This is a genomic window from Mycobacterium alsense (assembly GCF_002086635.1).
GTDB classification, from domain to species: Bacteria; Actinomycetota; Actinomycetes; order Mycobacteriales; family Mycobacteriaceae; genus Mycobacterium; species Mycobacterium alsense.
The window spans coordinates 21659-47808 of the sequence record NZ_MVHD01000046.1 but is presented as its reverse complement, the minus strand read 5'-3'; the positions used below and the strand labels follow the sequence as shown (position 1 = coordinate 47808).

Genomic DNA, 26150 nt, shown 5'->3' with positions numbered 1-26150 from the left:
GGAAACAGCCCAGAAAACAGGCTAGAGGTGTAAACCATGTCTCGGGACACCTGTCAACGATGTCCCGAGACATGACATGGTGCCCCCGGCAGGATTCGAATTAGCCGGTAAGCTCAGTGCGATTTCACCGTTGACCTGATCAAAGACGCCGAATGGGCACTGAACTGCGAGTTATTGCCGTTGGCTCTGCAAGGTTCTGTCGGACTACGTTAAGGTGACTATTGCACGGAGATTGCACGAGGACGGGGGCACACCAATGGCACGACGGAGGCCGGCAGCGAAGGCCGAGCGCACGCGGCGATCGTTTGGCCGGCTGCGCCAATTGCCCTCGGGCCGGTGGCAGGCGTCGTATCTGCACAACGGGTTGATCTATAAGGCGCTGGCCACATTCCCGACGAAATCCTCTGCGGGACACTGGCTCCAAGATGAGGAGGACTTGATCGACCGGGACCGCCGCCGACCGGGGGAGTGGACCCCGCCGGCCGAGCGCGCCGCCAAAGCGAAGGCGACCAAGCTGACGCTGCGCACGTACGCGGATATGTGGCTGGACAACAAGACTAAGCTGGCCCGCCGCACTCGCGACAACTATCGAGGGCACCTGGATAACCACATTCTCCCGGCGCTGGGTGATCTCGGTCTGGCCGAGATCACGCCCGAGCGCGTGCGGGCCTGGTTCGCCGGGTTGGGCGGCGAGCACGAGACCCGCAACGCGCAGGCGTACGCCGTGCTCAACGGAGTGCTCAACACCGCCGTGGCTGACGACCTGATCGAGCGCAACCCGTGCCGGATCAAGGGCGCTGCCCAGGTCAAACACGCGCGGCGTTCGGTGGTGCTGCTCGACGCGGCGCAGTTGACCGAGCTGGCCGAGAAAATGCCCGACGAGCTGCGCCTGGCGGTGCTGCTGGCCGGATGGTGCGGGCTGCGCAAGGGCGAAGTGTTCGCACTGCGGCGCAACGACGTCGCCGCCGATGGGTCCAGCGTGCGCATCGAGCGAGCCGTGACCTACCGCGAGCGCCGGTTCGAGGTCGGACCGACCAAGACTCGGGAATCGCGGCGCGTGGTGAGCGTGCCGCCGCACGTCCGGCCGGCGGTGATCGAGCACCTGCAACGCCACGTCGGCCCGGCCGCCGGCGCGCTCCTGTTCATCGACCCGGCGACCGGCTCGTTTCATGGCGAGTGGCAGTTTCGTGGCCCCTGGGACACCGCCAGGGCCGCTATTGGCCGTCCGGACCTACATTTTCACGACTTGCGCCACGCGGCGGGCGTGATGGCCGCACAAACCGGCGCAACGCTGCGCGAGCTGATGGACCGGCTAGGCCACACCTCGCCGAACATGTCCATGCGCTACCAGCACACCGCCGAGGGCCGTGCCGCTGCGCTGGCCGATCGACTGTCCGCGCTGGCGACTGCTACCGCCGACGCGCCACCGTCGGCTTGAAACGTCTTGAGCCGCAGCAATTACGCGCGCCTAGTCAGAACCTGACACCGCTCTGCGGATCTATCGGCTAAACTAGCCGTCGGGTCACAGCCCCAGACCCGCTCACGCACACGCTCACACGCACGCTCCCGCTACCGGGGAAGCACCAAACCGGAGAGCGAATCCAGTGAGCAACACACCCACTCCCATCACTTCGGGCCGCCGCGACTTCGAGTCGCTGCAACACGCCGCCGAGCGCATCGACTGCTCGGTATTCACCTTGCGCGAGAAAATCTCTGCCGGCGAGCTGCCGGCGTACAGATTCAGCAACAAGCCCGGCGCAGCCATCCGCGTGAAGGTCGCCGACGTCAATGCACTGATGCGGCCGGTCATTCCGGCTGAAATCTATGCCGACCGCCTGGGCAGCGCGAAGTGAGCCTCTACCTCAACCCCGGCGGTTCGCCACGTGGCCGAGTCGCGCTGATCTGTCACTACGTCGAGGGCCGGGGTATCGAGGTCACTTATTGGCCAAGCAGCGACGAGGCACGCCAGGCGCTCGCCGAGCTGACTCCGTGCGGCCCGCGCTGCATCGACGTGCACACCGTAGTCAATATCGACCCGACCCGTCGCCACGAAATCATCTCGGGCACAACGGCTCCCAAGTCGGCATTCTCGATCCGCCCGGCCGGGTGAGTGCATGGTCGCGGTCTACCGTACGCACCACACCGCAATCGGGCGCAACTGACCGGGAGGTCGAGCATGACTGAGATCGCCACTGCCAGCGGCATTGTGCCGGTGCTGCTGACCGAAAAGCAGGTGGAAGCGGCCACCGGCGTACCCGTCGCGTCGCTCAAGACCGATCGATCCCGGGGAGTCGGTATGCCCTACGTGAAGTTGGGGCGGCGCGTCCGCTACCGCGCCGACGACATCGCCGCCTTCATCACGGCCAACACTGTGACGCCGGGAAAGGCAGCGGCGCAAGCGAACTGACGGAACCCCATAGGGAGAAATTCCGGGCCCGGCGCGTCTCTTGGCCTCAACGCACAGCCGGGACCGGAATCCCACCACCAAACCACCTACGAGACCTGACAGGAACAGCAGTGACTCGCGAACAGAATACCTCCCAGAGGGGCAACCGTGCCGGATCGGCGAACACCAACGGCCACAACGGGCATCACGGCGACGCCGACGATCAGGCGGACATAAACGGCCGGCAACCGGGCGACGAGGGGTACAACCCGTTCGACACGCTTTCGACCAATCAGAAGCATCGAGAGCGGCGCGAGGCCGAGCACGCGGCGCAGGCGGTCACCGAGAAACGGCAAAAACAGTTCGGCAAGCTGCGGTTCGATGCCGCCGTGCTCGACGGGATGAGTGCCGGGTGGGCACGCAAGCAGGCCGAGAAGATCGCCAAAGAGGAGAGTCGGACCAACCCGTTGAAGGCCGAGCCGAAGTTGATGTTCTCGGGTGCGGACGCTGTCAATGTAGGAGCCACCGACGCTCAGATCAAGGCGTTGACCCCTTTGTCGCCCGACGAGATCAAGGCGCTGACTCTCCGGGCAGCGGCGATGCTGGAAGACCAAAAGAATCAGGTCCGCGAGATGGCGCGTCAGCTCGCCGCCGAGCGCGCCGCTGCCGGGTATGCGGACATCAGCACGCGGGTAGACCTATCGACATACACGCCGCCCGACGATCCGTTCATCGTTGACAACCTGATCCCGCTGGGCAAGAGCATGGGCCTGTTCTCCGAGCGCAAGGCGGGCAAGACCACCGCCAATGTGGATCTGCTGCGGGCGCTGCTGACCGGCGGCAAGTTTCTCGGCAAGTTCGCCACCCTGCTGGCCGCCGACGCGGACGTGGTGTTCCTGGACACCGAGATGGGCGCTGACATGATGCAGTACGAGCTATCGGCGGCGGGAGTGAGCGATCCGGCCCTGCTGCGCCGGATCAACTATCACGACCTGCTGGGGCGCAGCGCGATGCTGAACATGCGCGACGACGCCACGCGGGCCTACTGGCGCGACCAGATCAGGCCGGGGTCGTTCATCATCCTCGACTGCCTTTACACCGTGCTCTCGGCACTGAACGTCGATGAGAGTTCATCGCAGGTGGCCGACGTGATCGAGGGCTTCAAGACCTTGGCGGTGGAGTGTGGGGCCGTCGGGCGGGTTATCACCCATCACCTCGGCAAGGACCCCGACAAGGGTGCGCGTGGGCACAGCTCGATCGAGGGTGCGGTCGATACGCTGGCGACCATTCGGTTAGATGGCCCGCCGGCCGCCGACACCCCGCGCACCTTTGAGGCGTTCGGTCGGCGCGGCGTTAACGTGCCGCCCGGCCTGCTAGCCCTCAAGCCGACTGACGACGGCCGACGCGGGTTGACGATGAGCGGCAACACCGTTTCAGCCGACCGCGCCAAGGCCGCTGACCACAAAAACGACGACATCGTGTGGAAGCTGATCAACGATCACCCCGGCAAGTCAGTTAGGGCGCTGCAAGACCTACCGACCGAGACGCGCCACAACGTCTCGCGGGACCGATTGCGCCGTTCGGTCGAACGGCTCGGGCTCCTCGGCTACGTGGTCAACAAGGGCACCGACACTCGCCCCGAGTGGTACGCCGCTGACCGCACCGGCGACCCGCTGACCGACCCGGAGCCGCTCGCCGCCGAGTGCGTCGACCGCGCCAACCCCACCGACTGACGGTCGGCGCACTCGCTGCAAAAGCCCAAGTCAAGTGCGCGGGTGAGCCCCGCGCACCTGCCGCAAAAGCCCAGGTCAGCGAACGAGTGCGCGGCGCGTAATCCGCGCACTCCGAAAGATCGCCTGACCAGCGCAAACGCTGACTACGCCGACTTGGGCGGGGTTTAATGCGCGGAAGTGCGCCGAAGTGCGCGGCTCAATAATCCGCGCACTACAAATCGCAGCTCACAGGGTGTTTTTACTATCAAGTGCGCGGAAGTGCGCGGGTTCGCCGACAGGAACCGCGCGGAGTGCGCGGGGTCTTTAAGGGACCCGCGCACTCGGCCGGTCCGTGGGCGCAGTCGGCTCATTCGACAGCAGCGAAGGCATTGGATAGAGGCTGCGCCACGGGTCGGTCATGTGAGCGGTGTCTGGGGCTGTGGCCCCCGACGCACAGCCCACCCGACACCCGGCAGTGTCAGGCGGCGTGACCGATCAACAGGTAACACCCGGCAGCCAACAGCTGACCCGAGCCCAAACCGGCACCGCTGCAACCAATTTCCCGACCCCCGTAGGCATTGTGCTCCGCCGATACCGGCCCAAACCCGCGCGCGACCGCCGGCCGACGTGGCTCCGAAACCGTTGCACTGTAATGCGGTAGAAATTCGGTATGCCCGGTCCTGTGATGCCGCGCTACGCCAGCCGTGAGCGCGCCGCCGAAGCGTTCCAGCTTCGCGCCAGCCGGCACTCCTGGCGCGAGGTCTGCGACCGTCTCGGCTACCGCTCTGTCGGCGCGGCCCAGAGCGCCGTCAATCGTCACGTGGAGCGGCTGCGGCGCGAACCGAAGACCACTTCATTCGAGGCGCACAAGTTCGCCATCCAGACGCGCACCCGCGCGCTGACCCAGCGGTTCACGGCGGCATACCGCGCCGGCGACGACGACACGCTGGTGACCCTCAACCGCGAGATCATCCGCAACGAGGCCGAGCTAGCCAAGCTCGACGGGCTGTACGAACCGGAGACCGTCAACATCAACGTGACCCAGACGCCTGCGGCGATCATCGCCGACACCCGCGAGCGGCTGCTGGCGGCGGTCGACGCCGAGGTGGTCGAGGTGCCGGCGACAAAGGAGATCGAGCAGTGAGCGCAATAACCAAACGCGATGTCATCGACGCCGCGATGTCAGTGGCCGAGGACGTGGCCGAAAGTCGGCTTGATCCAACGCAGTTAAACCAGGCCGTCGCCGACGAATGCAAGGCATCGTTCGGCAGCGTTGTCGGCGAAGACGATCCGCTGTGGCCGCTGCATATCGACGTCGCGCGCCAGGTGCTCGCCGTCGGTGGCCTGTCGGCCGATGAGCTGAGCGAGTGGCTGGCTGTGGCACGTTTACGCGCGGGAGTTCCGCTAAGCACCATTGACCCGCCGGCCGGCACTTCGGGCGCGAGCGGGACGCTCAGCCCCGAAATGGAGCTATACGAAGGCGATCTCAGCAGCGCACCGGAGCCAGAACCATACCTCGACCCCGAACCTGAGACCGAGACCGAGACCGAACAGGCCGCGCCGGCCAGCACGTCGGCGATGGTCGAGCTGCCGGATGGTCGCCGCATCCACCGTCGGCACATCATCGCTCGCGGGCGTGAGCTGCCGACCGGCAACGGCTTGCGAGAGTTCTGAGCCCGTCTCAAATATTTAGTTTTGCGACATGATGCGATCACCCGAACTCTCACAGCATTTCTCATGATCACAAGTCTCAAAAGTTGTCGCGTATCGAAATAGCGACGTGCTGACTTTTGAGATAGGCTTGGGCCATGACAACCGCCACCGTCACAGCAACCGCCCACGCGCCGACCGGCGCAATGCTCGGTTATGCCCGCGTTTCCACCGGCCATCAGTCGCTCGACGCGCAGGCTGATGCGCTCACCGCTGCCGGGGTCGATTCCGAACGCCTCTACTCCGACAAGCTGACCGGCACCTCGACTCGTGAGCAGCGACCCGGGCTCGTCGCGCTGCTCGATTACGCGCGGCCAGGCGACACCATCGTGGTCGTCGGCATCGACCGGCTGGGCCGCAACGCCGCCGAGGTCATGACCACGATCCGTGACCTCGGCGAGCGTGGCATCGTCTTACGGTCACTGCGCGAGGGCATCGACACGTCAAACGCGACCGGGCGGATGATTGCTGGCGTGCTGGCGTCGCTGGCCGAGCTTGAGCTTGAGTTGCAGCGCGAGCGCCGGGCCGCGTCGCGGGCGGCGCGCAAGGTCCGCGACATGCCCATCGGCAGGCCCAAGAAGCTCGACGCGAGCAAGGCCGCGCTTGCCCACCGGATGCGTGAGAGCGGCGAGCCGGTGCCGACCATCGCCGAGGCGCTCGGCATCAGCCGCGCAACGGTTTATCGCGTGTTAGCGACGGAAACTGTGGCCAACTGAGGTTCAGTCGTCTGGGGGTAGTCCGCGAAGGACCGCAGTTACGAGGGAACTCGCGGGTGCTGAGTCGATGAGATCGGTCGGTATAGGGCGACCGAGACGTGCCATTTCGTTGCGACTGTCGAGAGACTCGGCAGCCCAGCCGTGGTTGGTGAGCCAAGACGCGGTATCGCTGACGTCTTTGTGTTTGATGAACGCCGTCACGTCCACATCGACACCCAGAGCGTCGTCTATCTCGGCGGCTCCAACCCGCCACCGTTCCAGGCGTTCCTCGCCGAAGTGATTTGTCGCGTGGTGGTAAACCTCCGCCGCCAATCGACTGTCGGCTGCGCTCAAGTTGGTCACCGTCCGGAAGAGTTGGTCGTGTTCATCGGAGGTCAGGTAGGGGAGGAGTCCCTCTGCGAGCCATGCGGTGGGCATCGCCTCGTCCCATCCCGCCTCCGTTAAGGCCATGGGCCAGTGATCGTCGCGAAGGTCAATGGCAACTGGGTGAATATCAGCGACTGGGGCTACGCCGTGCGCGGTAAGAGTGGATTCCTTGAACACTTGTACTGCTGGCTGGTCGATTTCGTAGACATGGATACCGGACAGGCACGGGAGTCTGTACGCCCTTGCATCTAGGCCGGCTGCCAAGATCACGACTTGTTCGATGCCAGCTTCTGTCGCTGACGCGCAGAAGTCGTCGAAGAAGACAGTCCTAGTCGCGACGTATTCCCGGCCAGTTTTTGCGGTACGTCGCCCAAGGTCGTCCTCGGGACTCATCCAAGAGAGATCGCCTCGCGCCATTGCTTGCCAGCCCGGCTCGTCTACTGCTGCCACCAGAATCGCGGCGAACTCGTCTCGCACCAGTGGGTCCTGTTGTGCTGTTTCAGCGGCACGCTGGGCGGCCACAGCTAGTGCGGTCGCTCCGAGATTAGTGGTTATGCCCCAACTTTCGCGCGCGTTCATCTGTCATCGCGTGGAGGCGGCTGGAATCAACGCGCTGATATCTTCGCCTTGCAGGAGTTTGATTGTCAGGTTGACATCGAAGTAGTCGGTCCATCGGGTGATCTTGCCATCGTCTCCAACGACGAACGTTCCCATCACCGGAATGGCTGGCTTTGCTCCGTCGGGCGTCTGGATGTAGTCGAGTCGTTCAGTCAGTACGACGGGGCCGTCGCTGGCGATGTTGACTATTTCGAAGGCGTAGGCGTCGGGAAACATCGAGAACTGTGCGCCCATGTTCTCCACGATGGCGTCCACTCCGGTGAAGGCTGGCATGCCGACGTTTTGATACACGGCGTTGTCAGCCAATAGAGGGCGCAAGGCTTCGGGATCACGGCGTTCCATCAGGGCGCAGAACTCGCGGACCACATCGACAGGGTTAGACACAGCGCACCTCCAACTCAGACGGGCAACGACAACACACCACATGGCACCTGTATGTGACATGGCGACTGTATGTGACCTACAGCCTGTATGCAATACTGTTTGGCAATGGCGCAGGAGCAAGGGCAAGAGAGGCTCGACACGAAGGCGCGACGTGCCGCACAGGCAGAGGGCACCCGTGCTGCATTGGTCGATGCCGCGAAGCGACTGTTCGTCGAGAAGGGGTATCACCACACCGGCACCGAGGAGGTCGTTGCAGAGGCGGATGTCGGCACTCGAGGCGCCCTGTATCACCACTTCGCCGACAAGCAGGCGCTCTTTGAGGCGGTGTTCATCGCGGTCGAAGAGGGTCTTGTTATGGAGGCCGCTAAGAACCTGGCCGATCCAGCAGACGGCGCATTCAATCAGTTGCGACAGGGGCTGATTGGCTTCCTCGATGCATCCCTGACGCCCCAAGTTCAGCGGATCCTCCTTATCGACGGACCCGCCGTCTTGGGCTGGTCGAGATGGCGCGAGCTAGAGAGCGTCTACGGATTGGGAGCCATCCGCGCCATGCTCGAACGCGCCATCGAGGAAGGCGACCTAGCCAGCGGCCAGCCTGTTGCAGTCCTGGCTCATGTGCTTCTCGCCGCAGCAGAGGAAGCCGCGATGTTCATCGCGAATGCACCCCATCAGCAGGACGCGCGGGACGAGAGCGTACAGGCGCTCAACGCACTGCTGGACGGACTCCGGCCGCGCTAGCCCCAGATCCAGGAGGTTCACACAATGGCGGGTTCAATCGCCGACGGAGGGACGGACTTGCCCGTCATTCCTCTGCCACGCGCATCGGGCTGCCCGTTGGCGCCGCCCCCGGAGTTCACGCAGTGGCGGCGATCCCCTGGGCTTCAACGCGCAACGTGGCAAGGCAAGCCCGTCTGGGTAGTCAGTCGCTACGAGGATATACGCGCGGCGTTGACCGATTCACGACTAAGTGCCGACACCAACAGCATGTGGGCCGAGGCGCAGAGCTCCGAGGAAGCCATGCCGGTCATCTTCGCCCGGATCGACGACCCCGAGCACAATCGACTCAGACGAATGATGACTCGTGACTTCACTTTTCGGCGAGCAGACGAAATGCGTCCGCGAATCCAAGAGCTGGTCGACCAGTACATCGACAAGATGGTTGAGCACGGACCGCCGGCTGATCTCGTCCACGACTTCGCGCTGCCAGTGCCATCGCTGGTCATATCGGTGCTGCTTGGCGTGCCCGACGCGGATCTTGAGTCCTTCCAGCACAACAGCACGACAGTGCTCGACTCTGGTCGTTCCGATGAAGAGCGCCTCGTCGCAGGCATGGGGATGTACGGCTACATGTTGGAACTTGTTGACCGCAAAGAACGAGAACCGGGCGACGACCTGATCAGTCGACTCGTCACTAACCACGTCGTCCCAGGTGAACTCAGCAGAGAAACGGCGGCCATGACCGCGATGATCATGCTCCAAGCTGGCCACGAAACCACAGCGAGCATGATCGCACTCGGCGCGCTTGCCCTGATGCAACATCCCGACGACCTTGCCCGCCTGCGCACGACCGAAGACAACACCGAGATCGCGAACATCGTCGACGAGTTGCTGCGCTATCTGACCGTCGTCCACAGTCTGGTCGAGCGTGTCGCGAAAGAAGATTTCACACTCGGTGGCCAGCCAATCCGCGCAGGTGACCTCGTATTGATGAATCTGCCCGCCGGGAACTGGGATACCGCCTACACAAGCGGTCCCGAAACATTTGACATCGCTCGAAATACTCGCGGACACCTGGCATTCGGCTACGGCGCGCACCAATGCATTGGACAGAACCTAGCCCGCGCCGAGCTACAGATCGCGCTAGCGACCCTGGTGCGGAGATTGCCTGGACTACGACTCGCCGTCTCACCTGACGACCTCCAATTCCAAGCCCAGAAGGAGATTTACGGAGTCGAGTGCCTGCCCGTCACCTGGTGATCAGGCCGGTTCCCTGAAACCATCTCTTTCGAGCAACGACCCAAGGCGGTTGACCGCTCAGTCCCAAAGTCCCCTTTTTCGGTAGGACCAGGGAGTGAGGGGTAACACTACAAACGCTCAGGTTGATCTTGTTCACATCGAGTAGGTCAGCGGCGCTCGATGCTGGTTTTGGGTGACTCAGCGCACATTGCTACCCCGCTACTTTGCACGGTCGTTTGTGACGATCGGCCCATGACGAATTTCCAGGTCGCCACCGACCCAGAGTCGCGGCCATCGGCGTCATGGGCGGGACGGCTGGCTGTGCTCAAGTCGCGCGCCGTTCCCGACGATGACCCGCGAATTATCGAGTGCCGTCAGGCATTGGCCTATCACCGGGTGCAGCGGGCTATCAACGCCGAGACCGGCCAGCTCTCGCGACCCGGTGTCGACAGGCTCTTGACCCAGCTGCGTGGAGCGGCGTCATGATCGCCGCCCAGCCCAAAAGCCGCGCGGGGGGCTCATGGAGGCTGCCCCCCGCGCTCAATCTCGGCCGCAAGAAGGGCGGTGTCCCCGCGACACCGCAACCAATCAAGCGGCCCTCCAAACTCGCACCCCCCAAGCCCTCCAAGAAGACGAGAGGACGGTACGCCCCGATGGATCCGACCGACCAGACCGAACAACGCCGACACCGCCGCGCGAGCATGGCCGTCGCCTACGACGGCGCGTTCGACCTGGCCGTCGAGCTCGACGCGATCGTCGAGCCGCTGGCCGCCCGCGTCGCTGCCCTCCCGCAGCCCTTCCTATTTCGGTCGCGGGTGACCGAGCTGGCCGACGCCGCCCATGAGCTGGTGAGCACCGTCGTCGGCTGGTGCGCTGAGACTGATGCCCTCGCGAAGACGAAGCATTTGGCGGCCGAGCCGGGCAAGCGCACCTACGCCGTGCGGAGGCTGTGCGACCTGGCGCAGCGTCCGGCGCTGCCTGAGATCACCGACGCCGCCTTGGCTGACGGGTCGTGGGCGGCGCAGCTGATCACGATGGCCACCCCCTCTGCCCGCCCGCTGGCCGACCTGTTGAGCCGGTCGTGGCCGCCGAACCACGAGGTGCTGCGCGGTAAGCGGAGCCGGTCGGAGCGGTTGACCGAGCTGCTGCGCAACACGGTTGACCGTGCCGCTCTGGTGCTGGAACGCCGCCTTGATTGGGCGGAGTCGGCGCCCCCCGCACGCCTGCGGCCGACCGAGGCCGACCGCGCCGCACAGGCCCGCGCCGAGCTGGCCGCGATGGGAGTTGAGCTATGACGACCCCGACGATGCCGACCACGCGCGAGCCCGCGCCGCCCGGGGTGCTGCCCGCGATTCCGTTTATGGCCCCGCTGGTCAACCCAGCGCCGATCGGGCTCTACCCGCTGGTCAACTGGACCGACGTCCCCGCCGATCAGCCCTCGCGCTTTCTCGGTGAAGGCGTGTGGGTGCGCCACTACAACTACGGCGGCGCTGGCGCTTTCGGTGTCTGGGACGCCCCCTGGTGCGGCGAGGTCGAGCGCATCACGATCAGCGGCACGGGCGGCACCTGGACCTACACCTGGAGTGGTGAGACCGCGACGGGCCTGGCGAGCAACATCAGCGTCGCCGACTTCCAGGCGGCGATCGACGGCCTGAGCAACGTCGAGCCCGGCGGTGCGCACGTCAGCTCGCCGTGTCCGGGGGTTTATCTGGTCAGTCACACGGTGCGCGCGGAATCGTCAGTCGATGGCAGCGCCTTGACCGGCCCGAGCGCCGGAGCCAAGACCCAGCCAGTGCGCAAAGAGGGCGACCGGCCACCCGACACCGATCCGTTCCCGCCGATCACCGTCTGGGCGTCGGGCACCTGTGACATGACGATCTACGGGCAGCAGGAAGCGATGACCCGCGCCGAACAGAATCTTCGGCTGCTTGAGCAGGTCGCCGTCGAACGCGACTTCTCGATCCGGCTGCTGGCCGACAGCGCGGCGGTCACCGTCGAGCGCGCCACGTTGCCCTCGGCGATCAGCTACTTGGAGGGTCTGCTGGCCGAGACCAACACGCTCGGCATCGTGCACGCCAGCCCGCAGTGGGCGGCGATCGGTGCCGCTCAAGGCGGGCAAGGCGGGCTGTGGGTCCGCTCGGGCACCGCGATCAAGACCCAGCTCGGACACAGCCTGGCGTTCGGCGGCGGCTATGTCGACGGGCTGGGGCTGACGCTGGTGGCGACGTCGGCCCCGATCTTCGGGTGGCGCGACGAACCGGCGCTTCGCACCACGGCGCACTACCAGACCAACGAGTTCATCGCGATCGCCGAGCGCAGCGTGGCGCTGGCCTACGAAGAGATCATCGGGGCGGTCACCGTGACCACCGCCCCCTGACCAAGAACGGACATTGACGCGATGACGACCGCACGACCGCCTTGACGCTGACGCGAGAGATCGGCGTCGAGCCGGGGGACTGCGCTATGTGCCGCCTCGGCTTGGACACCGACGCGCCGCATGACACTCCGACTAGCACGATTTCGCACGACGTGAAGGGATACCGCCACCATGACGACGACGAAGGCCGCGCCGACCGCAAAGGCCAAGAAACGCCCGCTCACGCTGGCCGACCTGACCGACGCCGAGCGTGAGCGCGCCGCGCTGGCTTTCCATGAGGCCGGGCACGCGATCGCGGCGACGCTGCTGGGCGGGCGTGTCAACGTTGCGGTGGTCTCCGAGGGCCGCGCCTTCGGCCTGCTCGGCAAGACCGTTCACGACCAGGTTCCCGGCGGCGGCTGGCCGTCGATCTTGTATGCCGGCCCGTGGGCCGAGGCCCGCTTTCGCGCTGGTCGGCGGCCCACGCAACGCGAGATGTTCACCGCGCTCGATCGCAACAGCTGCGACGATCGCGAGCTGTCGCGCGCCGGCGGATCGGTGACCGGAGCCGGTGTCGTGCCGCTGCTCGAACGCTGCTGGCCGTCGGTCGCCAAGCTCGCAGGCCGGCTCTGGCAGCACAGCGACGTGCGCCATGAACATGTCTGCGCGGCGCTACAAATTCCCGCGAGTGACAACGGCTTTCATCTGTCGCTGATCCGCGCCGGCACCGCGCCGGGAAGCCTCAAGGTCACGCGGTCGACCGCTGCGACTGGCTGACCTGACCCATCCACAACGACAACCACGACGGCCTCATGACCCACCACACCCAACCATGAGAGGCCCCACCATGACTACCGCGACCACCGCGACCACTGCGACCAAACCGGCCGCGCCGAAGGCCACCGATGACGAGATCGACACCGCGATATTGACCGCGCTCGCTGACGCCGGCGCGGCGCAACGGCCGGTGCGCTGGACGACGATCGAGCGGCGGATACCGGGCACCGTCTGGCAGCAGGAGATGGCACTGGTTCGGCTCTGGAATGACTGGCGCATCTACGCGGTGAAAGTGGGCAGGCAGCTGTTGCTTGAACTCAGCGGCCCGCTCGACGCGATGATCGCGGCCAAGCAGCTGGGAACCAGCCCGCGCGTGCTGCCAGTGGTGCAGTGACCGCGAAGACGACCAAGGCCAAGGCGACAAGGGCGGCCGTCATCGATCGGGTCGCCACGCTTGCCGCCGCCAGGGCCGGGCGGGCTGTGCGTGCGCGTCGGCGGCCGGAGACACCGGCACAGTTGGCGCGGCGGTTGATTCCCAACTACAAGGTCACGCCAACAATTCAGCTGATCAGCGACGCCCTGATGACGGCGATCACAGCGCCTGATCAGCGGTTCATAATCTCGTGCCCGCCCAGATCAGGGAAGAGTGTGCTGATCAGCCAGGTCGGCCCGGTGTTCGCCCTGTCGCGCGATCCCGACGCCCAAGTGATCGTCAAAAGTTACGGCGATGAGCTGGCCGAGGAGAGCAGCCGAGAAGCCCGGCGGCTCATCGCCGAAAATCCCACCTTGCTCGGTATCGAACTGGCTCAGGACAAATCCAGTGTCAGCAGGTGGCGCGTGGCAGGGCATCGCGGCGGTATGTTGGCAGGCGGAATCCTAAGCGGGACAACAGGCTTCGGCGCAACGCTGCTTTTGGTCGACGACCCAGTAAAAAACGCCCAGGAGGCTGACAGCGCAGCGCACCGCCGCCGCTTGCACGCTGAGTTCAAGGCCAGCCTATTGTCGCGGCTGCACCCTGGGGCGAGCTGCGTGGTCGTGATGTCGCGATGGAACGAGCACGACCTGGCCGGGGAGCTGCTAGCGGAGCCGGGCAGCAAGTGGACCCACATCAACGTCCCGGCAATCTCCGAAGCAGGTATCCCCGATGCGCTCGGACGCGCATCAGGTGTCGCGATGATCAGCGCCCTGGACCGCACCGTCGAACAATTTCAGGAGATCAAGCGGGCGGTCGGGAGCCGATCCTGGGCGGCGCTGTATCTGGGCGTGCCCGCCGCGCCGGAGGGCGGCCTGATCAAGCGGCAGTGGCTCGATGATTGGCGGTTGCCGGCGGCCCCGCAGAGCCCGCTGCTGACCGTGGTCGGCGTCGACCCCAGCGACTCCGGCGAAGGCGATGCCTGCGGCCTGGTGGCCGCGTCGATGACGGCCGAGGGTGTCGTGGCGGTGATCGCTGACCAATCGGCCCCGATGACCAGCGATGCGTGGGCCAGAGCTGCGGTCGAATTGGCTGCCGATGTCGGCGCGAGCGAAATCGCCGTGGAGGGCTACCAGGCCCGCGAGACCTACACGCGGGTGGTCAACGACGCCTTGAAGCGGTATCGCATTGACCGGCCGGTGAAGGTGACGAGCTGGCCGCCGAAGGGGTCGGGACGCGGCGGCGGTGATGCCGTGGCGAGGGCGGCGGCGCTGCTGCAAAGCCTCGAAGTCGGCACTTGTCGGCTGGCGGGGCATTTTCCGACTTTCGAGGAGGCGGCGGTGACCTGGCAGGCCGGCCAGCATTGCCCCGACCCCCTGGCCGCACTGGTCGTTTCGCATGATGTCCTCGTGCACGCGGCTGGCCGGCAATGGTCGTTCGCCTCGCCGTTGGAGACCGAGCGCCGCTTGGCCGATCGCCGGCAGGTGGCGGCGTCGGGTCTGGCGCGCCGAGTCACCGACCGCCCGGCCATTACGCCGATCGGTGGTTACCTGCGCCGGCGAATAGGCGGACACTAGTACTAGGGTCACGGGCGCGCGGGCCAGGTCGAGGCACACGAGCCACACGGGCCGGTTGCGTCGCTGTCAATAACGAATGTCGTACCCTGCGGATATACAGAATGGTCCGGCACAGACGACGACTCGAAGGGAGGAGAAATGCCGTACAACCCAGCACAAGACGCGCGCGAAGTGCTGAACACCTACTGGGCCGATAGCGGCGGTGACCTCCGTTTTCCAGTCGATCCGGTGAGGATCGCCCGGCAGATGGGTGCCGAGGTGTTTATCGCCGACCTGGAGCCGGGAGTATCTGGCCAGGTCGAGGCCGACGATTTCAGCCAGACCATCTTGCTGAGCCGGGACAACGGCCCGAACCGGCAGCGGTTCACATGCGCGCATGAAATTGGGCACATCGTGGACCGTAAGAAGCATGGTGGTGGGTTAACCGTGTTCACCGATTACCGCGATGGCCGATCCGCCGCCGGGACGAACCGCGCTGAGATTTACGCCAACCAGTTCGCCGCAGAGTTGCTGATGCCAGCCGAGCACGTGAAGAAACTGGCGGCAGACTCCTGGACCACGGCTCAGATGGCGAGACGCTTCGGCGTATCCGAAGCGGCGATGGATATTCGACGTGCCAACCTGCGGTGCGGCTGATAGGGCTGTGGCCGATTATCAACCGCTGGAATCGCTCGGCGACGACCAGGACGACGACGACCAGATAGTCCCGTCGCCGTCGGACTACGCCGATCCAGGGGAGAACCCCCAGACCGGGGTTGCGAAGCGGAGCTTCTGGCCGAAGTGGATGCGGCGGCTCGTCTCGCGCCGACAGGCGGTCCAGAATTTCGACCAGGCGATGGCCGCTCACAGCCTCAAGGTGGAGCGCTCGAACCTCAACTTCCGCCGGGTCTATGCCGCCGTTCTGTTGGTCGCAATGGTCATCCAGGTCGGCATCGCCGACTGGTTCTTCTATCTCTACTTACGCGCCTACGAGTTTCGCGCACCCGAGCAGTCGATGTCGGTGTGGATCGGGGCCGCAGTGGTGCAGCTGATCGGGCTCGTCGTGATCATCACGAAGTACCTTTTCCCCAATAAGGACTGAGCGCCGCCGCGCGCACAAAATCGCACGTATATTGCACGCAAGAGTCAGAAACACGTGCTGAACTGGTGCCCCCGGCAGGATTCGAACCTGCGACACCGGCTTTAGGAGAGCCGTGCTCTATCCCCTGAGCTACGAGGGCGGACGGGTCGAGCTTACCGGGGAAGCCGTCCGCGGGACCGCGGGCGGCGGCCCGGTCAGCGCAGCTCCGCGATCACCTTCGCGAACGCGTCGAGGTTGTTGTCCTGCACGGTGAACGAGGTCAGCCCGTACTTGTCGCGCAGGCCGCGCAGGGTGTCGGCCATCTCCCGCGGCGACCCGCTGAGCACCGACGGCATGGACAGCAATTGTTCGTCGGAAAGCTCCGGCGCGTAGGTGCGGGTCAGTCTCAGGTCGGGGGTGGTCTCGCCCTCACGCGGCATCGCGGTGATCACCATGTTGAGCTCGAGCGAGTCGAACCGCCCGCCGGCGGCTCGGCGGACGAACTCGACGCGCTCGGCGAGCGGGTCGTCCACGTCGTGCACCCTGGCGCCGGTCAGCCCGATGATGTCGGCGTGGCGGGCGGCCAGGGTCAGTACCCGGTCGCCATTGCCGGCGATGAGGATCGGCGTCGTGGGGTGATGCTCCTTGAGGTAGGTCGTCATGTGTTCGAGGTGGTCGACCCGGGCCCCGGCACTGGGGTAGGGCAGCTCGGCGGCCTCGAACTCCTCGCGGACATAGCCGGTGCCGAGCCCGATTTCGAGGCGGCCGTCGCTCAGCAGGTCCACGGCCTGGAGGTCCCTGCTCAGCAGGGCCGGCTTGTAGAAGGCGGCGTTGAGCACATACATGCTCAGCTTCAGCCGCGTGGTCACCATCGCGACCGCGGTCAGCGTCGGGGACGGCGCCGCCGCGCCGAGATGGTCGGGCACGCACAGGATGTCGTATCCGAGATCTTCGGCCCGCTTGGCCTTCTCCACCAACCTCTCGCGAGACTTGAAGAAGCGCAAGCTCATCGAGAAGCGAAAATCTTTGCCCACCAACAACCTCCGTTCGACCGATAGAACACTTACCAGGACCGGGCCGCGGCCACCAGGCACTGCACCAGGCCGGTGGTCACCGCCGACAGGCCGTCGTCGCCGGGCAGCGGGCTGCGTGGGCTGATGCCCCTGACCCGAGCCGGAAGCTCGAGCTGTGTGCCGCCGTCGCGCACCCGGTTCACCGGGTTGTCGCGATGCAGGCCCCGCAGCTCCGGCGGGATCGCGTCGATGTCGGTGACGACCTGATAGCCGGTCAGCCGGATGTGGCGGGCCAGGTGGGCCGCCAGCGCGCGGTTTTGCCCCCCGGCGAGCAGTTGCGTGGCGCGCCCGACCCGCCCGTAGCCGTGCAGCGAGACGGCGACGTCGACGTGCTCGAGAAACTCCGCCAGGCACGGCGATTCGCCCGGGTCGTAGCGGGCCGACGGGAGGTGATGCGGGTAGCGGTCGGGATGGCGCAGCAGGTACACCGACGCGTCGGCGGCCTCGGCGGCGCGCTCCGCGATGACGTCGGTCATCTCCTCCAGGCCTCCGCCGTGGATGGCCAGAAAGCCGAAACGCGACCGCAGCCGGCTCTCCTCGGTCACCCCGGGCTGGCGCAGCAACGCCGAAAGCGACTGCGGGGCGGGGCTTGCCGCGGTGACGGGCCGGGGCCAGCGTGCGGGATCCCAGCGACGCAAGAAATCGACCCAGCGCTGCGGCAGCCCGTGGTGCAGCGCGCCGTCGATGATCCTGGGCAGGTAGCCGGGCCGGGGCGGGCCCGGGATCACCCGGTGGTCGATGTACACCCAGGCGGGCGATGGCCCGTCGCCGGTGTGGACGGTCAGCCGGTCGCGTCGGTAGCGCACCGGCACGCCCTCGGCGCTGTCCAGCGTCGCCAGGTCGTGGTCGGAGATCTGCCAGAGCACCCCGTGCACCTGGTTGCCCCCGAACGGCTCCACCGTGGCCACGCCGCGCTGATTGATCAGCCAGTCGTGATCGGCCAGCACCGCCGGCCGCGGGTCGGCGGCGTCGGGGCAGCGCAACGCCATCTGCCTGACGCACAGGTTCGACCCATACGCGAAATAGGGGTGCCGGCGCGTCGGCATCTAGGCAGTCACCTCTCGGCGCTGAGGTCTTCGATCAAGCTGGCTCCCGCGAATGGTTCCACGGACGACGACGCTGCCCATCCTGCCGCACCGGACGAGCCGCGCGCCACGCGGGAGCTCACCCGATGACCGGCGGTAGGACGTTCATTGGCAGGCGGTCTGCACGAGCTGGTGCGGGGGCAGGCAAAACGCCGGGGGTGGCGGTGGCGCCGCGGCGCTGAACAGGGCCATGACCAGCGCGACGCCCGAGCCGACCAGGCCGATCAGGCCCGCGGCCACCATCGCCTTGTCGATGGGCGGGGCGGCCGGGATGGCGTCGTCGGCGGACGGCGCGGGGGCGGGACGATCCATGCCGGTCGGCTCGGTCATGACATGCTTCTTTCGGTGCGGGGGCGCGGCCCGGACGGTGTGTCTGCGTCGAAGGCTGGCGCAGGCCGCTTGCCGGATCCTCGCGAAGTCCTTGCGAGATTCTTGCGAGCGCCGCGCGGCGGTTGCGCCGGCGAATCGGGACGCGCCCAGACCCGGTGCGGCACAACACTTTTCGCCGTGCCCTGGGCCGGGCTCAGCCCGCGATGGTCAGCCAGATCAGCATCACGTTGAGCAGGCTGACCATCACCGCGACCGCCCAGCCGAGGCCCGTCGTGACGGGATGGTTGGCGTCGCTACCCATCAGCTGGCGGTCACTGGTCAGCCTGATCAGCGGCAGCACCGCGAACGGGATGCCGAAGGACAAGACGACCTGCGATAACACCAGCGCGCGGGTCGGGTCGAAACCGAGCGCCAGGATCGCCACCGCGGGACACAGGGTGACCAGCCGGCGCACCAGCATGGGCACCGACCGATGGAGCAATCCCTGCATGATCATGGCGCCGGCGTAGGCGCCCACCGACGATGACGCCAAGCCGGACGCCAGCAGCCCGATCGCAAACAGCACCGCGATCACGGCGCCCAGCGTGTCGTGAATCGCGGTGTAGGCGCCGTCGATGGACGCCGTCTCATGTTGTCCCTGCAGGTTGATCGCGGCGACGAGCAGCATGGCCGCGTTCACCGTTCCGGCGACCGCCATGGCCAGCACGACGTCCACGCGGGTGACCCGCAGCAGCCAGCGGCGGTCCTTGCCGGGCTCGGGGTGTCCGTGCCGGTCCAGGACGAGCCCCGAGTGCATGTACACGGCGTGCGGCATCACGGTGGCGCCGAGGATGGCCGCGGCCAGCAACACGCTTTCGGTGCCCTGAAACCTGGGCAGCAAGCCGCCGAACACCGCGCCGGGTGGTGGCGTGGCGACGAAGAAACTGGCCGCGAAACCGACGGCGATGACGAGCAGCAGGCCCGTGATCACCCGCTCGAAAAGCAGCTGCCCGCGACGGTCCTTGATCGTCAGCAGCAGCAGCGAGATGGCCCCGGTAATGACCCCGCCGAGCGGCAGCGGCAGGCCGAACAGGATGCGCAAGGCGATGGCCCCGCCGATCACCTCGGCCACATCGGTTGCGATGGCCACGATTTCGGCCTGCGCCCAAAACGTCAACCGCACCGGGCGGCTCATCCGCCGGCCGATCGCCGCGGGCAGCGAGCGCCCGGTCACCAGCCCGAGCTTGGCCGACAGGTACTGGACCAGCCCCGCCATCACGTTGGCGAAGACGATGACCCACAGCAGCAGATAACCGAACTGCGTGCCGGAGCTGACGTTGGCCGCCACGTTGCCGGGGTCGACATAGGCGATCGCCGCCACGAACGCCGGCCCGAGCAGATACCAGCTCCCCCGAAGCGATGCCTGGGTGCCCTGCGCCAACCTGTCGACCCTCTTTTCGCCCTGGCCCCCGCGCGTTCCGGGGGCCGAATACGAAAGTTAGGTTAGCCGAATACTGGCGACGACCCGCGTCACCCCGGGGCGTAGAGGCCCCGGCCGGGAACCAGGGGCAGGTCGAGAGTCGTCACAATGCCCGGCGGGGCGGCCACCACCGCGGGAATCGCGTTGACCACCCGCATCGCGGTGGCGACCAGCCCGGCGTGATTGTGGTCGCCCACGCGGCTGCCCAGGCAGACGTCGACGCCGTACGACGGTTCCCCGGTGATCTCGATGCGGTAGGAGCCGCCGGGCTGGGTGGGCTGCGGCCACTCGGGGCACAAATCCTCGCGCAACCGGGTGACGTGTTCCAGGACGACGGCGGGGTGGCCGTCGACCATCCCCAACACCTCGAACCGCAGCGCCGCCGCGCCGCCCTTGGGGATGTGGCCGGAGGCGATGTCGAAGTCCTCCGGCGCCGGCACCCGCTCGTGGGTCTGGGTGACCTCGTCCAGCTCGACGCCCAGGCCGGCCGCCAGCTGCCGCACCACCGATCCCCAGGCCAGGCTCAACACCCCGGGTTGCAGCAGCATGGGAATGTCGTCGAGCGGCTTGCCGAACCCCATCACGTCGAACATCACAGCGGCGCTGTCGTAGGTGGCGTAGTCCACGATCTCCATGCACCGGATCTGCTGGATGCTCTGACAGGTGCCGGCCAGCGCCAGCGGCAGCAGGTCGTTGGCGAAACCCGGATCGATGCCGTTGACGTACAGGCTCGAATTGCCTTCGCGCGCCGCGTCCTCCAGCGGGGAGATGAGATTTTCCGGGATCACCTGCCAGGGGTATTGGAGAAACACCGGGCCGCTGCCGACGATGTTGATCCCCGCGGACAGCACGCGACGGTAGTCCTCGAGCGCCTCCGGCAGGCGGTTGTCGGCCAGCGCGTTGTACACCGCGCACCGCGGGCCGGTGGCCAGCACGGCGTCCAGGTCGGTGGTGGCCAGCACGCCGGTCGAATCCGTAAGCCCGGCAAGCTCGGCCGCGTCCTTGCCGGCCTTGGCTTCCGACGACACCCACACGCCGGTGAGCTCGAACGCCGGGTTGGTGATCAGCGCCTTGAGCGCGTGGACGCCGACGTTGCCGGTGCCCAGCTGAACGACGGGGATAGGCATGGCTGGCTCCTTGGTCTCACAGGTCCGGGACGGGGATGTCGAGGTTGGGGAAGGTGAGGCCGCCGTCGACCTCCAGCGTCTTACCGGTCAGGAAGCTGCCGGCCGGCGACGCCAAATAGACTGCGGCAGCGGCGATGTCGACGGGGTCGCCAAGCCGGCGCAGCGGCGTCACCTTCTCCATCGGCGCCCGCAGCTCGTCGTTGGAGGCCACCACGTCCAGCGCGGAGGTGAGGATCGAGCCCGGTGCGATCGCGTTGACGCGGATGCGCGGGCACAGGTCCAGCGCGGACAGGCGGGTGTAGTGGGCCAGCGCGGCCTTGGCGGTACCGTACGCGGCGAAGCCTCGCCCGGCCAGCCTGCCCATGGTGGAGGTGATGTTGATGATGCTGCCGCCGCCGGAGTGCTCCAGCATCAGCGGCGCCGCAGCAACGGTGAGCGCGTGTGCGGTGGCGACGTTGAACGTGAACGCGTCCTTGAGGTCCTTGGTCGAGGTGGTCAGCAGGGTGTTGGGCATGGTCCCGCCGACGTTGTTGACGACGATGTCTAGTTTTCCGTAGGCCTCGACGGCCTGATTGGCCAGTTGCGCGGTCGACTCCGGATGGGCCAGGTCGGCGGCGACGACGTGGGCGCGGCGGCCGGCGGCGCGGACCTGTTCGGCGACGGCGTCGAGTTGGGACTGCGTGCGTGAGGCGATGACGACATCGGCGCCTGCCTCGGCAAACGCCACCGCCATCGCCGCGCCGAGGCCGCGGCCGGCGCCGGTGATGACGGCGACCTTGTCGTCCAGTCGGAACCTGTCAAGGATCATTGCGGCCTCTCTATATGGGTCGTCGGCGACACGTTAGCAAAGCTCGCCGGATCCGATAATGGCATTTCTGAAACAGGTTCTAGTTTGTCATATGAGCGTGGCTGCGCAAGGGCTTCGCCGGTCGCTTTTGCGCCCCGGCCGGGCCGCGACGGCGGCCGAACCGTGTTTTTCCGAACGTTAACCTTGTTACTGTTGGCTACGTGCCTGCAAGTGATGGCGATGTTTCATCCCGACAGTTAAGGAAGTGAATTGAAACTGAACCGATTTGGCGCTGTGCTGGGCATTCTGGCCAGCGGCGCGATGGTGGTGTCCGGGTGTGGCAACGACAACAATGCGAGCGGTGGTGGTGCGTCGAATGGGTCGGGCGCGTCCACAGGAAAGGTGAGCTGCGGCGGGAAGAATACGATCAAGGCCAGCGGCTCCACAGCCCAGGCCAACGCGATGACCCGCTTCGTCAACGCCTTCGAGCAGGCCTGCCCGGGTCAGACCCTGAACTACACGGCCAATGGTTCGGGCGCCGGGATCAGCGAATTCAACGGCAACCAAACCGATTTCGGCGGGTCGGACTCGCCGTTGGCCCCTAACGAGTACGCCGCCGCCCAGCAGCGCTGCGGCTCGCCGGCGTGGAACCTGCCGGTGGTGTTCGGTCCGATCGCGATCACCTACAACGTCAACGGCGTGAGCTCACTGAATCTGGACGGCCCGACCGTGGCGAAGATCTTCAACGGCGGCATCACCAGCTGGAACGATCCGGCGATCCAGAACCTCAACGCGGGGACCACCCTGCCGGCCGAGCCGATTCACGTGGTGTTCCGTAACGACCAGTCCGGGACGACGGACAACTTCCAGCACTACCTCGACGCGGCGTCCAACGGCGCGTGGGGCAAGGGCGCCGGGAAGACCTTCAACGGCGGCGTGGGTGAGGGCGCCAAGGGCAACGACGGCACCTCGGCCGCCATCAAGGCCACCGAGGGATCGATCACCTACAACGAGTGGTCGTTCGCCAAGGCCCAGAACCTGAACATGGCCAAGATCATCACCTCGGCCGGCCCCGACGCGGTCGCGATCAGCGCCGACTCGGTCGGCAAGACGATCGCCGGCGCCACGGTCAGCGGGAAGGGCAACGACTTGGTGCTCGACACCAACTCGTTCTACAAGCCGACGCAGCCCGGCTCGTACCCGATCGTGCTGGCGACCTACGAGATCGTGTGCTCGAAGTATCCCGACCCGCAGGTCGGCACGGCCGTCAAGGCGTTCCTGCAGAGCACCATCGGCGCCGGTCAAAATGGCTTGGCGGACAACGGATACATCCCCATTCCGGACTCGTTCAAGTCGAAGCTGTCGACGGCGGTCAATGCGATCGCCTGATTCCGGGAAGTCATGACCCGAGGAGGGACAACCAGTTCGTCGACCCGAAATCTGCCTGGGCTGAAGGCGACTGAAACGCGCAACGCGCACCGCGGCGACCAGCTGTTCAAGCTGGTCGCCGCGGCCGCGGGTACGACGATCGTCATCGCGATCGCGCTGATCGCGGTGTTCCTGCTGCTGCGGGCGGTCCCGTCGTTGCGCGCGAACCACGCGAATTTCTTCACCAGTACCGAATTCAACACCGCCAAGGCGAGCCACCTGGAGTTCGGCATTCGCGACCTGTTCATGGTCACGGTGCTGAGCTCGATCACCGCCCTGATGCTGGCGGTGCCGATCGCCGTGGGGATCGCGGTGTTCCTCACCCAATACGCGCCCAAGCGGCTGGCGAGGCCGTTTGGCGCGATGGTCGACCTGCTGGCCGCGGTGCCGTCGATCATCTTCGGGTTGTGGGGAATCTTCGTGCTGGCGCCCCAAATCGAACCCATCGCGACATTTCTCAACCGCCACCTGGGCTGGCTGTTCCTGTTCAAGAAGGGCAACGTGTCCCTGGCCGGCGGCGGCACCATCTTCACCGCCAGCATCGTGCTTTCGGTGATGATCCTGCCGATCATCACGTCGGTGTCGCGGGAAGTGTTCCGGCAGACCCCACAAATCCAGATGGAGGCGGCGCAGGCGTTGGGCGCCACGAAGTGGGAGGTCGTGCGGATGACCGTGCTGCCGTTCGGCCGCAGCGGGGTCATCGCGGCGTCGATGCTGGGGTTGGGCCGCGCCCTGGGCGAAACCGTGGCGGTGCTGATCATCCTGCGGTCGGCCGCGCGCGCCGGCAGCTGGTCGCTGTTCGACGGCGGCTACACGTTCGCTTCCAAGATCGCCTCCGCCGCGGCCGAATTCAGCGAACCGCTGCCCACCGGCGCCTACATCTCCGCCGGTTTTGCGCTGTTTGTCCTGACGTTCATCGTCAACGCGACCGCTCGTGCGATCGCCGGCGGGAAGGTCAACGCATGACCCGCACCTCGGTGGATGCGTTCGACCGGCCGGTCAAACCGGAGCCCCTCAGCCACCTCAGCATGCGGCGGCGGCTCACCAACGGCGCCGCGACCGTGTTTTTCGTCGCCTCGTTCGCGGTGGCCCTGCTGCCGCTGATCTGGGTGTTGGGGGTCGTGGTCGCGCGCGGGTGGTACGCGGTTACCCGGTCGGGCTGGTGGACCCACTCCCTGCGCGGCGTGCTGCCCGAGGAGTTCGCCGGTGGTGTGTATCACGCGCTGTACGGGACGCTGGTCCAGGCGGGGGTGGCCACAGTCCTGTCCGTGCCGCTGGGCCTGATGACCGCGGTGTTCTTGGTGGAATACGGGTCCGGCCGGCTGGTGCGGCTGACGACCTTCATGGTCGACGTGCTTGCCGGGGTGCCGTCGATCGTGGCCGCGCTGTTCATCTTCAGCCTGTGGATCGCCACCCTGGGCTTTCAGCAGAGCGCCTTCGCCGTCGCGTTGGCGCTGGTCTTGCTGATGCTGCCGGTGGTGGTGCGCTCCACCGAGGAGATGCTCAGGCTGGTGCCCGACGACCTGCGCGAAGCGAGCTATGCGCTGGGTGTTTCCAAATGGCGGACCATCGTGCGCATCGTCATCCCGATCGCCATGCCCGGCATCGTCTCCGGTGTCCTGTTGTCGGTCGCGCGCGTCGTCGGCGAAACCGCGCCGGTGCTGGTGCTGGTCGGCTACAGCCGTTCGATCAACCTCGACATCTTCCACGGCAACATGGCCTCGCTGCCGCTGCTCATCTACACCGAGCTGACCAACCCCGAGCACGCCGGCTTCCTGCGTATCTGGGGCGCGGCGCTCAGCCTGATCATCATCGTGGCCGTGATCAACCTGCTGGCCGCGGCGTTCCGCTTCTTGGCGACCCGCCGCCGCTGAGGCCCCCGGGTCAGGACTTTGACGCGGCTTTCGAGCGGGTCTTCTTCGCGGGCGCCTTTTTCGCGGCGGTCTTCTTGGCCGGTGCTTTCTTGGCGGCGGTCTTTTTCGCCGGCGCCTTTTTCGCCGACGCTTTCTTGGTCGAGCCGTCGCCGCCGGAACGCGCCTTGACGCTGGCCTCCAGCTTGGCCAGCAGGTCGGAGACGTCTTCGGTCTCGTCGAGTTGCTTGGGCTGCTCTTCGACGGTAAACGCTTCGCCGCCTTCGAGTTTGGCCTGGACCAGCTCGTGCAGCTGTTCCTGGTAGTCGTCGTGATAGCGGTCGGGGTTGAACTCCTCGGCCATCGACTCCACCACCTGCCCGGCCATCTTGAGCTCCGCGGGCTTGATCTCGACCTTCTTGTCCAACACGGGAAAATCCGGATCGCGGATCTCGTCGGGCCACAACAACGTGTGGATGACCATCACGTCGCGCTTGCCAAAGTCCTTGACGCGCAACGCGGCCAGCCGGGTCTTGTTACGCAGCGTGAAGTGCACAATCGCCATCCGGTCGGTCTCGGCGAGCGTCTTGGCCAGCAGCACATAGGATTTGGACGACTTGGAGTCGGGCTCGAGGAAGTAGCTGCGGTCGAACAGCATCGGGTCGACCTCGTCGGCGGGGACGAACTCGAGCACCTCGATCTCGCGGCTGCGTTCCTCGGGCAGCGTGGCGATGTCGTCATCGGTGATCACGACCATCTGGCCGTCGTCGGACTCGTAGGCCCGCGCGATGTCGCGGTATTCGACGACCTCTCCGTCCTTCTCACACACGCGCTGGTACCGGATCCGGCCGTGGTCCTTGGCGTGCACCTGATGGAACTTGATGTCGTGGTCCTCGGTGGCGCTATACACCTTGACCGGGACGTTGACCAGCCCGAACGCGATCGAGCCCTTCCAGATGGAGCGCATGTGAATCAGTATGC

General features: G+C 66.2%; 29 protein-coding genes and 1 tRNA gene. 20 read left to right on the top strand and 10 right to left on the bottom strand.

The annotated features are described in order from the left end of the window. Positions 1 to 256: 256 nt before the first annotated feature. From BST11_RS21025 to BST11_RS20990, 8 genes are all read left to right on the top strand, one after another. Positions 257 to 1438, top strand: coding sequence for a tyrosine-type recombinase/integrase (locus BST11_RS21025; RefSeq protein WP_083139940.1), 1182 nt, complete (start codon positions 257 to 259; stop codon positions 1436 to 1438). 166 nt (positions 1439 to 1604) lie between these two features. Continuing rightward, entirely contained in the window at positions 1605 to 1853 is a 249-nt protein-coding gene (locus BST11_RS21020; protein ID WP_083139939.1) for a MerR family transcriptional regulator, read from the top strand. Then, positions 1850 to 2110, top strand: coding sequence for a hypothetical protein (locus BST11_RS21015; protein WP_083139938.1), 261 nt, complete (start codon positions 1850 to 1852; stop codon positions 2108 to 2110). The genes BST11_RS21020 and BST11_RS21015 overlap by 4 nt, the downstream gene beginning before the upstream one ends. A 66-nt stretch (positions 2111 to 2176) precedes the next feature. Then, on the top strand, positions 2177 to 2407 hold the full coding sequence (locus BST11_RS21010) for a helix-turn-helix transcriptional regulator (protein ID WP_083139936.1): 231 nt from the start codon (positions 2177 to 2179) through the stop codon (positions 2405 to 2407). A gap of 110 nt (positions 2408 to 2517) precedes the next feature. Then, entirely contained in the window at positions 2518 to 4119 is a 1602-nt protein-coding gene (locus tag BST11_RS21005; RefSeq protein ID WP_083139934.1) for an AAA family ATPase, read from the top strand. A 649-nt stretch (positions 4120 to 4768) separates the two neighbouring features. Continuing rightward, positions 4769 to 5242, top strand: coding sequence for a hypothetical protein (locus BST11_RS21000; protein WP_142276473.1), 474 nt, complete (start codon positions 4769 to 4771; stop codon positions 5240 to 5242). Further along, on the top strand, positions 5239 to 5772 hold the full coding sequence (locus tag BST11_RS20995; protein ID WP_083139931.1) for a hypothetical protein: 534 nt from the start codon (positions 5239 to 5241) through the stop codon (positions 5770 to 5772). The genes BST11_RS21000 and BST11_RS20995 overlap by 4 nt, the downstream gene beginning before the upstream one ends. A gap of 182 nt (positions 5773 to 5954) precedes the next feature. After that, positions 5955 to 6524: a recombinase family protein gene (locus BST11_RS20990; RefSeq protein WP_372509608.1), complete on the top strand. Its 570-nt coding sequence runs from the start codon at positions 5955 to 5957 to the stop codon at positions 6522 to 6524. Positions 6525 to 6527: 3 nt separating this feature from the next. On the opposite strand, the gene BST11_RS20985 is transcribed toward BST11_RS20990, so the two are convergent. Both BST11_RS20985 and BST11_RS20980 read right to left on the bottom strand, forming a co-directional pair. Next, entirely contained in the window at positions 6528 to 7469 is a 942-nt protein-coding gene (locus BST11_RS20985; RefSeq protein ID WP_083139928.1) for an SAM-dependent methyltransferase, read from the bottom strand. A gap of 3 nt (positions 7470 to 7472) precedes the next feature. Next, complete coding sequence (locus BST11_RS20980; RefSeq protein WP_211284747.1) at positions 7473 to 7892, bottom strand: limonene-1,2-epoxide hydrolase family protein; 420 nt, start codon at positions 7890 to 7892, stop codon at positions 7473 to 7475. Between the two features lie 105 nt (positions 7893 to 7997). On the opposite strand from BST11_RS20980, the gene BST11_RS20975 reads away from it, so the two are divergent. From BST11_RS20975 to BST11_RS20935, 9 genes are all read left to right on the top strand, one after another. Further along, positions 7998 to 8630 carry a TetR/AcrR family transcriptional regulator gene (locus BST11_RS20975; protein WP_083139925.1) on the top strand — a complete coding sequence of 211 codons (633 nt, stop codon included), beginning with the start codon at positions 7998 to 8000 and terminating at the stop codon, positions 8628 to 8630. Between the two features lie 24 nt (positions 8631 to 8654). Further along, positions 8655 to 9869: a cytochrome P450 gene (locus BST11_RS20970; protein WP_083139923.1), complete on the top strand. Its 1215-nt coding sequence runs from the start codon at positions 8655 to 8657 to the stop codon at positions 9867 to 9869. Between the two features lie 632 nt (positions 9870 to 10501). Continuing rightward, positions 10502 to 11143, top strand: coding sequence for a hypothetical protein (locus BST11_RS20965; protein WP_083139922.1), 642 nt, complete (start codon positions 10502 to 10504; stop codon positions 11141 to 11143). Then, positions 11140 to 12225 carry a hypothetical protein gene (locus BST11_RS20960; RefSeq protein ID WP_083139920.1) on the top strand — a complete coding sequence of 362 codons (1086 nt, stop codon included), beginning with the start codon at positions 11140 to 11142 and terminating at the stop codon, positions 12223 to 12225. Before BST11_RS20965 ends, BST11_RS20960 begins: the two co-directional genes overlap by 4 nt. A gap of 171 nt (positions 12226 to 12396) precedes the next feature. Beyond that, on the top strand, positions 12397 to 12981 hold the full coding sequence (locus BST11_RS20955; protein ID WP_083139919.1) for a hypothetical protein: 585 nt from the start codon (positions 12397 to 12399) through the stop codon (positions 12979 to 12981). A 70-nt stretch (positions 12982 to 13051) separates the two neighbouring features. Next, positions 13052 to 13375 (top strand): hypothetical protein, encoded by a 324-nt coding sequence (locus BST11_RS20950; protein ID WP_083139917.1) that lies wholly within the window; start codon positions 13052 to 13054, stop codon positions 13373 to 13375. Between the two features lie 41 nt (positions 13376 to 13416). Then, on the top strand, positions 13417 to 14970 hold the full coding sequence (locus BST11_RS20945; protein WP_142276474.1) for a terminase large subunit domain-containing protein: 1554 nt from the start codon (positions 13417 to 13419) through the stop codon (positions 14968 to 14970). 138 nt (positions 14971 to 15108) lie between these two features. Next, positions 15109 to 15606: an ImmA/IrrE family metallo-endopeptidase gene (locus tag BST11_RS20940; protein WP_083139916.1), complete on the top strand. Its 498-nt coding sequence runs from the start codon at positions 15109 to 15111 to the stop codon at positions 15604 to 15606. A gap of 7 nt (positions 15607 to 15613) precedes the next feature. Beyond that, on the top strand, positions 15614 to 16051 hold the full coding sequence (locus tag BST11_RS20935; protein WP_083139914.1) for a hypothetical protein: 438 nt from the start codon (positions 15614 to 15616) through the stop codon (positions 16049 to 16051). Between the two features lie 63 nt (positions 16052 to 16114). Here the strand turns inward: BST11_RS20935 and BST11_RS20930 are convergent. From BST11_RS20930 to BST11_RS20900, 7 genes are all read right to left on the bottom strand, one after another. Continuing rightward, positions 16115 to 16190, bottom strand: a tRNA-Arg gene (locus BST11_RS20930). Positions 16191 to 16245: 55 nt separating this feature from the next. Further along, the gene (locus tag BST11_RS20925; protein ID WP_083139913.1) at positions 16246 to 17070 is read right to left on the bottom strand and encodes an LLM class F420-dependent oxidoreductase; all 825 of its coding nucleotides are present in this window, start codon (positions 17068 to 17070) and stop codon (positions 16246 to 16248) included. A 23-nt stretch (positions 17071 to 17093) separates the two neighbouring features. Continuing rightward, positions 17094 to 18149 (bottom strand): poly-gamma-glutamate hydrolase family protein, encoded by a 1056-nt coding sequence (locus tag BST11_RS20920; RefSeq protein ID WP_083139911.1) that lies wholly within the window; start codon positions 18147 to 18149, stop codon positions 17094 to 17096. A 144-nt stretch (positions 18150 to 18293) separates the two neighbouring features. Next, positions 18294 to 18518 carry a hypothetical protein gene (locus BST11_RS20915; protein WP_083139910.1) on the bottom strand — a complete coding sequence of 75 codons (225 nt, stop codon included), beginning with the start codon at positions 18516 to 18518 and terminating at the stop codon, positions 18294 to 18296. A gap of 193 nt (positions 18519 to 18711) precedes the next feature. Next, on the bottom strand, positions 18712 to 19938 hold the full coding sequence (locus BST11_RS20910; RefSeq protein WP_067316414.1) for an Nramp family divalent metal transporter: 1227 nt from the start codon (positions 19936 to 19938) through the stop codon (positions 18712 to 18714). A gap of 89 nt (positions 19939 to 20027) precedes the next feature. After that, positions 20028 to 21104: an NAD(P)H-dependent amine dehydrogenase family protein gene (locus tag BST11_RS20905; protein WP_083139908.1), complete on the bottom strand. Its 1077-nt coding sequence runs from the start codon at positions 21102 to 21104 to the stop codon at positions 20028 to 20030. A gap of 16 nt (positions 21105 to 21120) precedes the next feature. Beyond that, entirely contained in the window at positions 21121 to 21912 is a 792-nt protein-coding gene (locus tag BST11_RS20900; RefSeq protein WP_083139907.1) for an SDR family oxidoreductase, read from the bottom strand. A gap of 249 nt (positions 21913 to 22161) precedes the next feature. On the opposite strand from BST11_RS20900, the gene pstS reads away from it, so the two are divergent. The 3 genes from pstS to pstA are packed head-to-tail and all read left to right on the top strand — an operon-like array spanning position 22162 to position 25193. Next, a complete protein-coding gene (gene pstS, locus BST11_RS20895) occupies positions 22162 to 23280 on the top strand; it encodes a phosphate ABC transporter substrate-binding protein PstS (protein WP_083139906.1) in 1119 nt (372 codons plus the stop codon). Between the two features lie 12 nt (positions 23281 to 23292). After that, positions 23293 to 24285, top strand: a complete 993-nt coding sequence (pstC, locus tag BST11_RS20890) for a phosphate ABC transporter permease subunit PstC (RefSeq protein WP_083139904.1) — start codon at positions 23293 to 23295, stop codon at positions 24283 to 24285. Further along, positions 24282 to 25193 carry a phosphate ABC transporter permease PstA gene (gene pstA, locus BST11_RS20885; protein WP_067316361.1) on the top strand — a complete coding sequence of 304 codons (912 nt, stop codon included), beginning with the start codon at positions 24282 to 24284 and terminating at the stop codon, positions 25191 to 25193. The genes pstC and pstA overlap by 4 nt, the downstream gene beginning before the upstream one ends. A 10-nt stretch (positions 25194 to 25203) precedes the next feature. Here pstA and ku read toward each other — a convergent pair whose 3' ends face one another. Next, positions 25204 to 26136: a non-homologous end joining protein Ku gene (ku, locus tag BST11_RS20880; RefSeq protein WP_067316359.1), complete on the bottom strand. Its 933-nt coding sequence runs from the start codon at positions 26134 to 26136 to the stop codon at positions 25204 to 25206. Positions 26137 to 26150 lie beyond the last annotated feature (14 nt).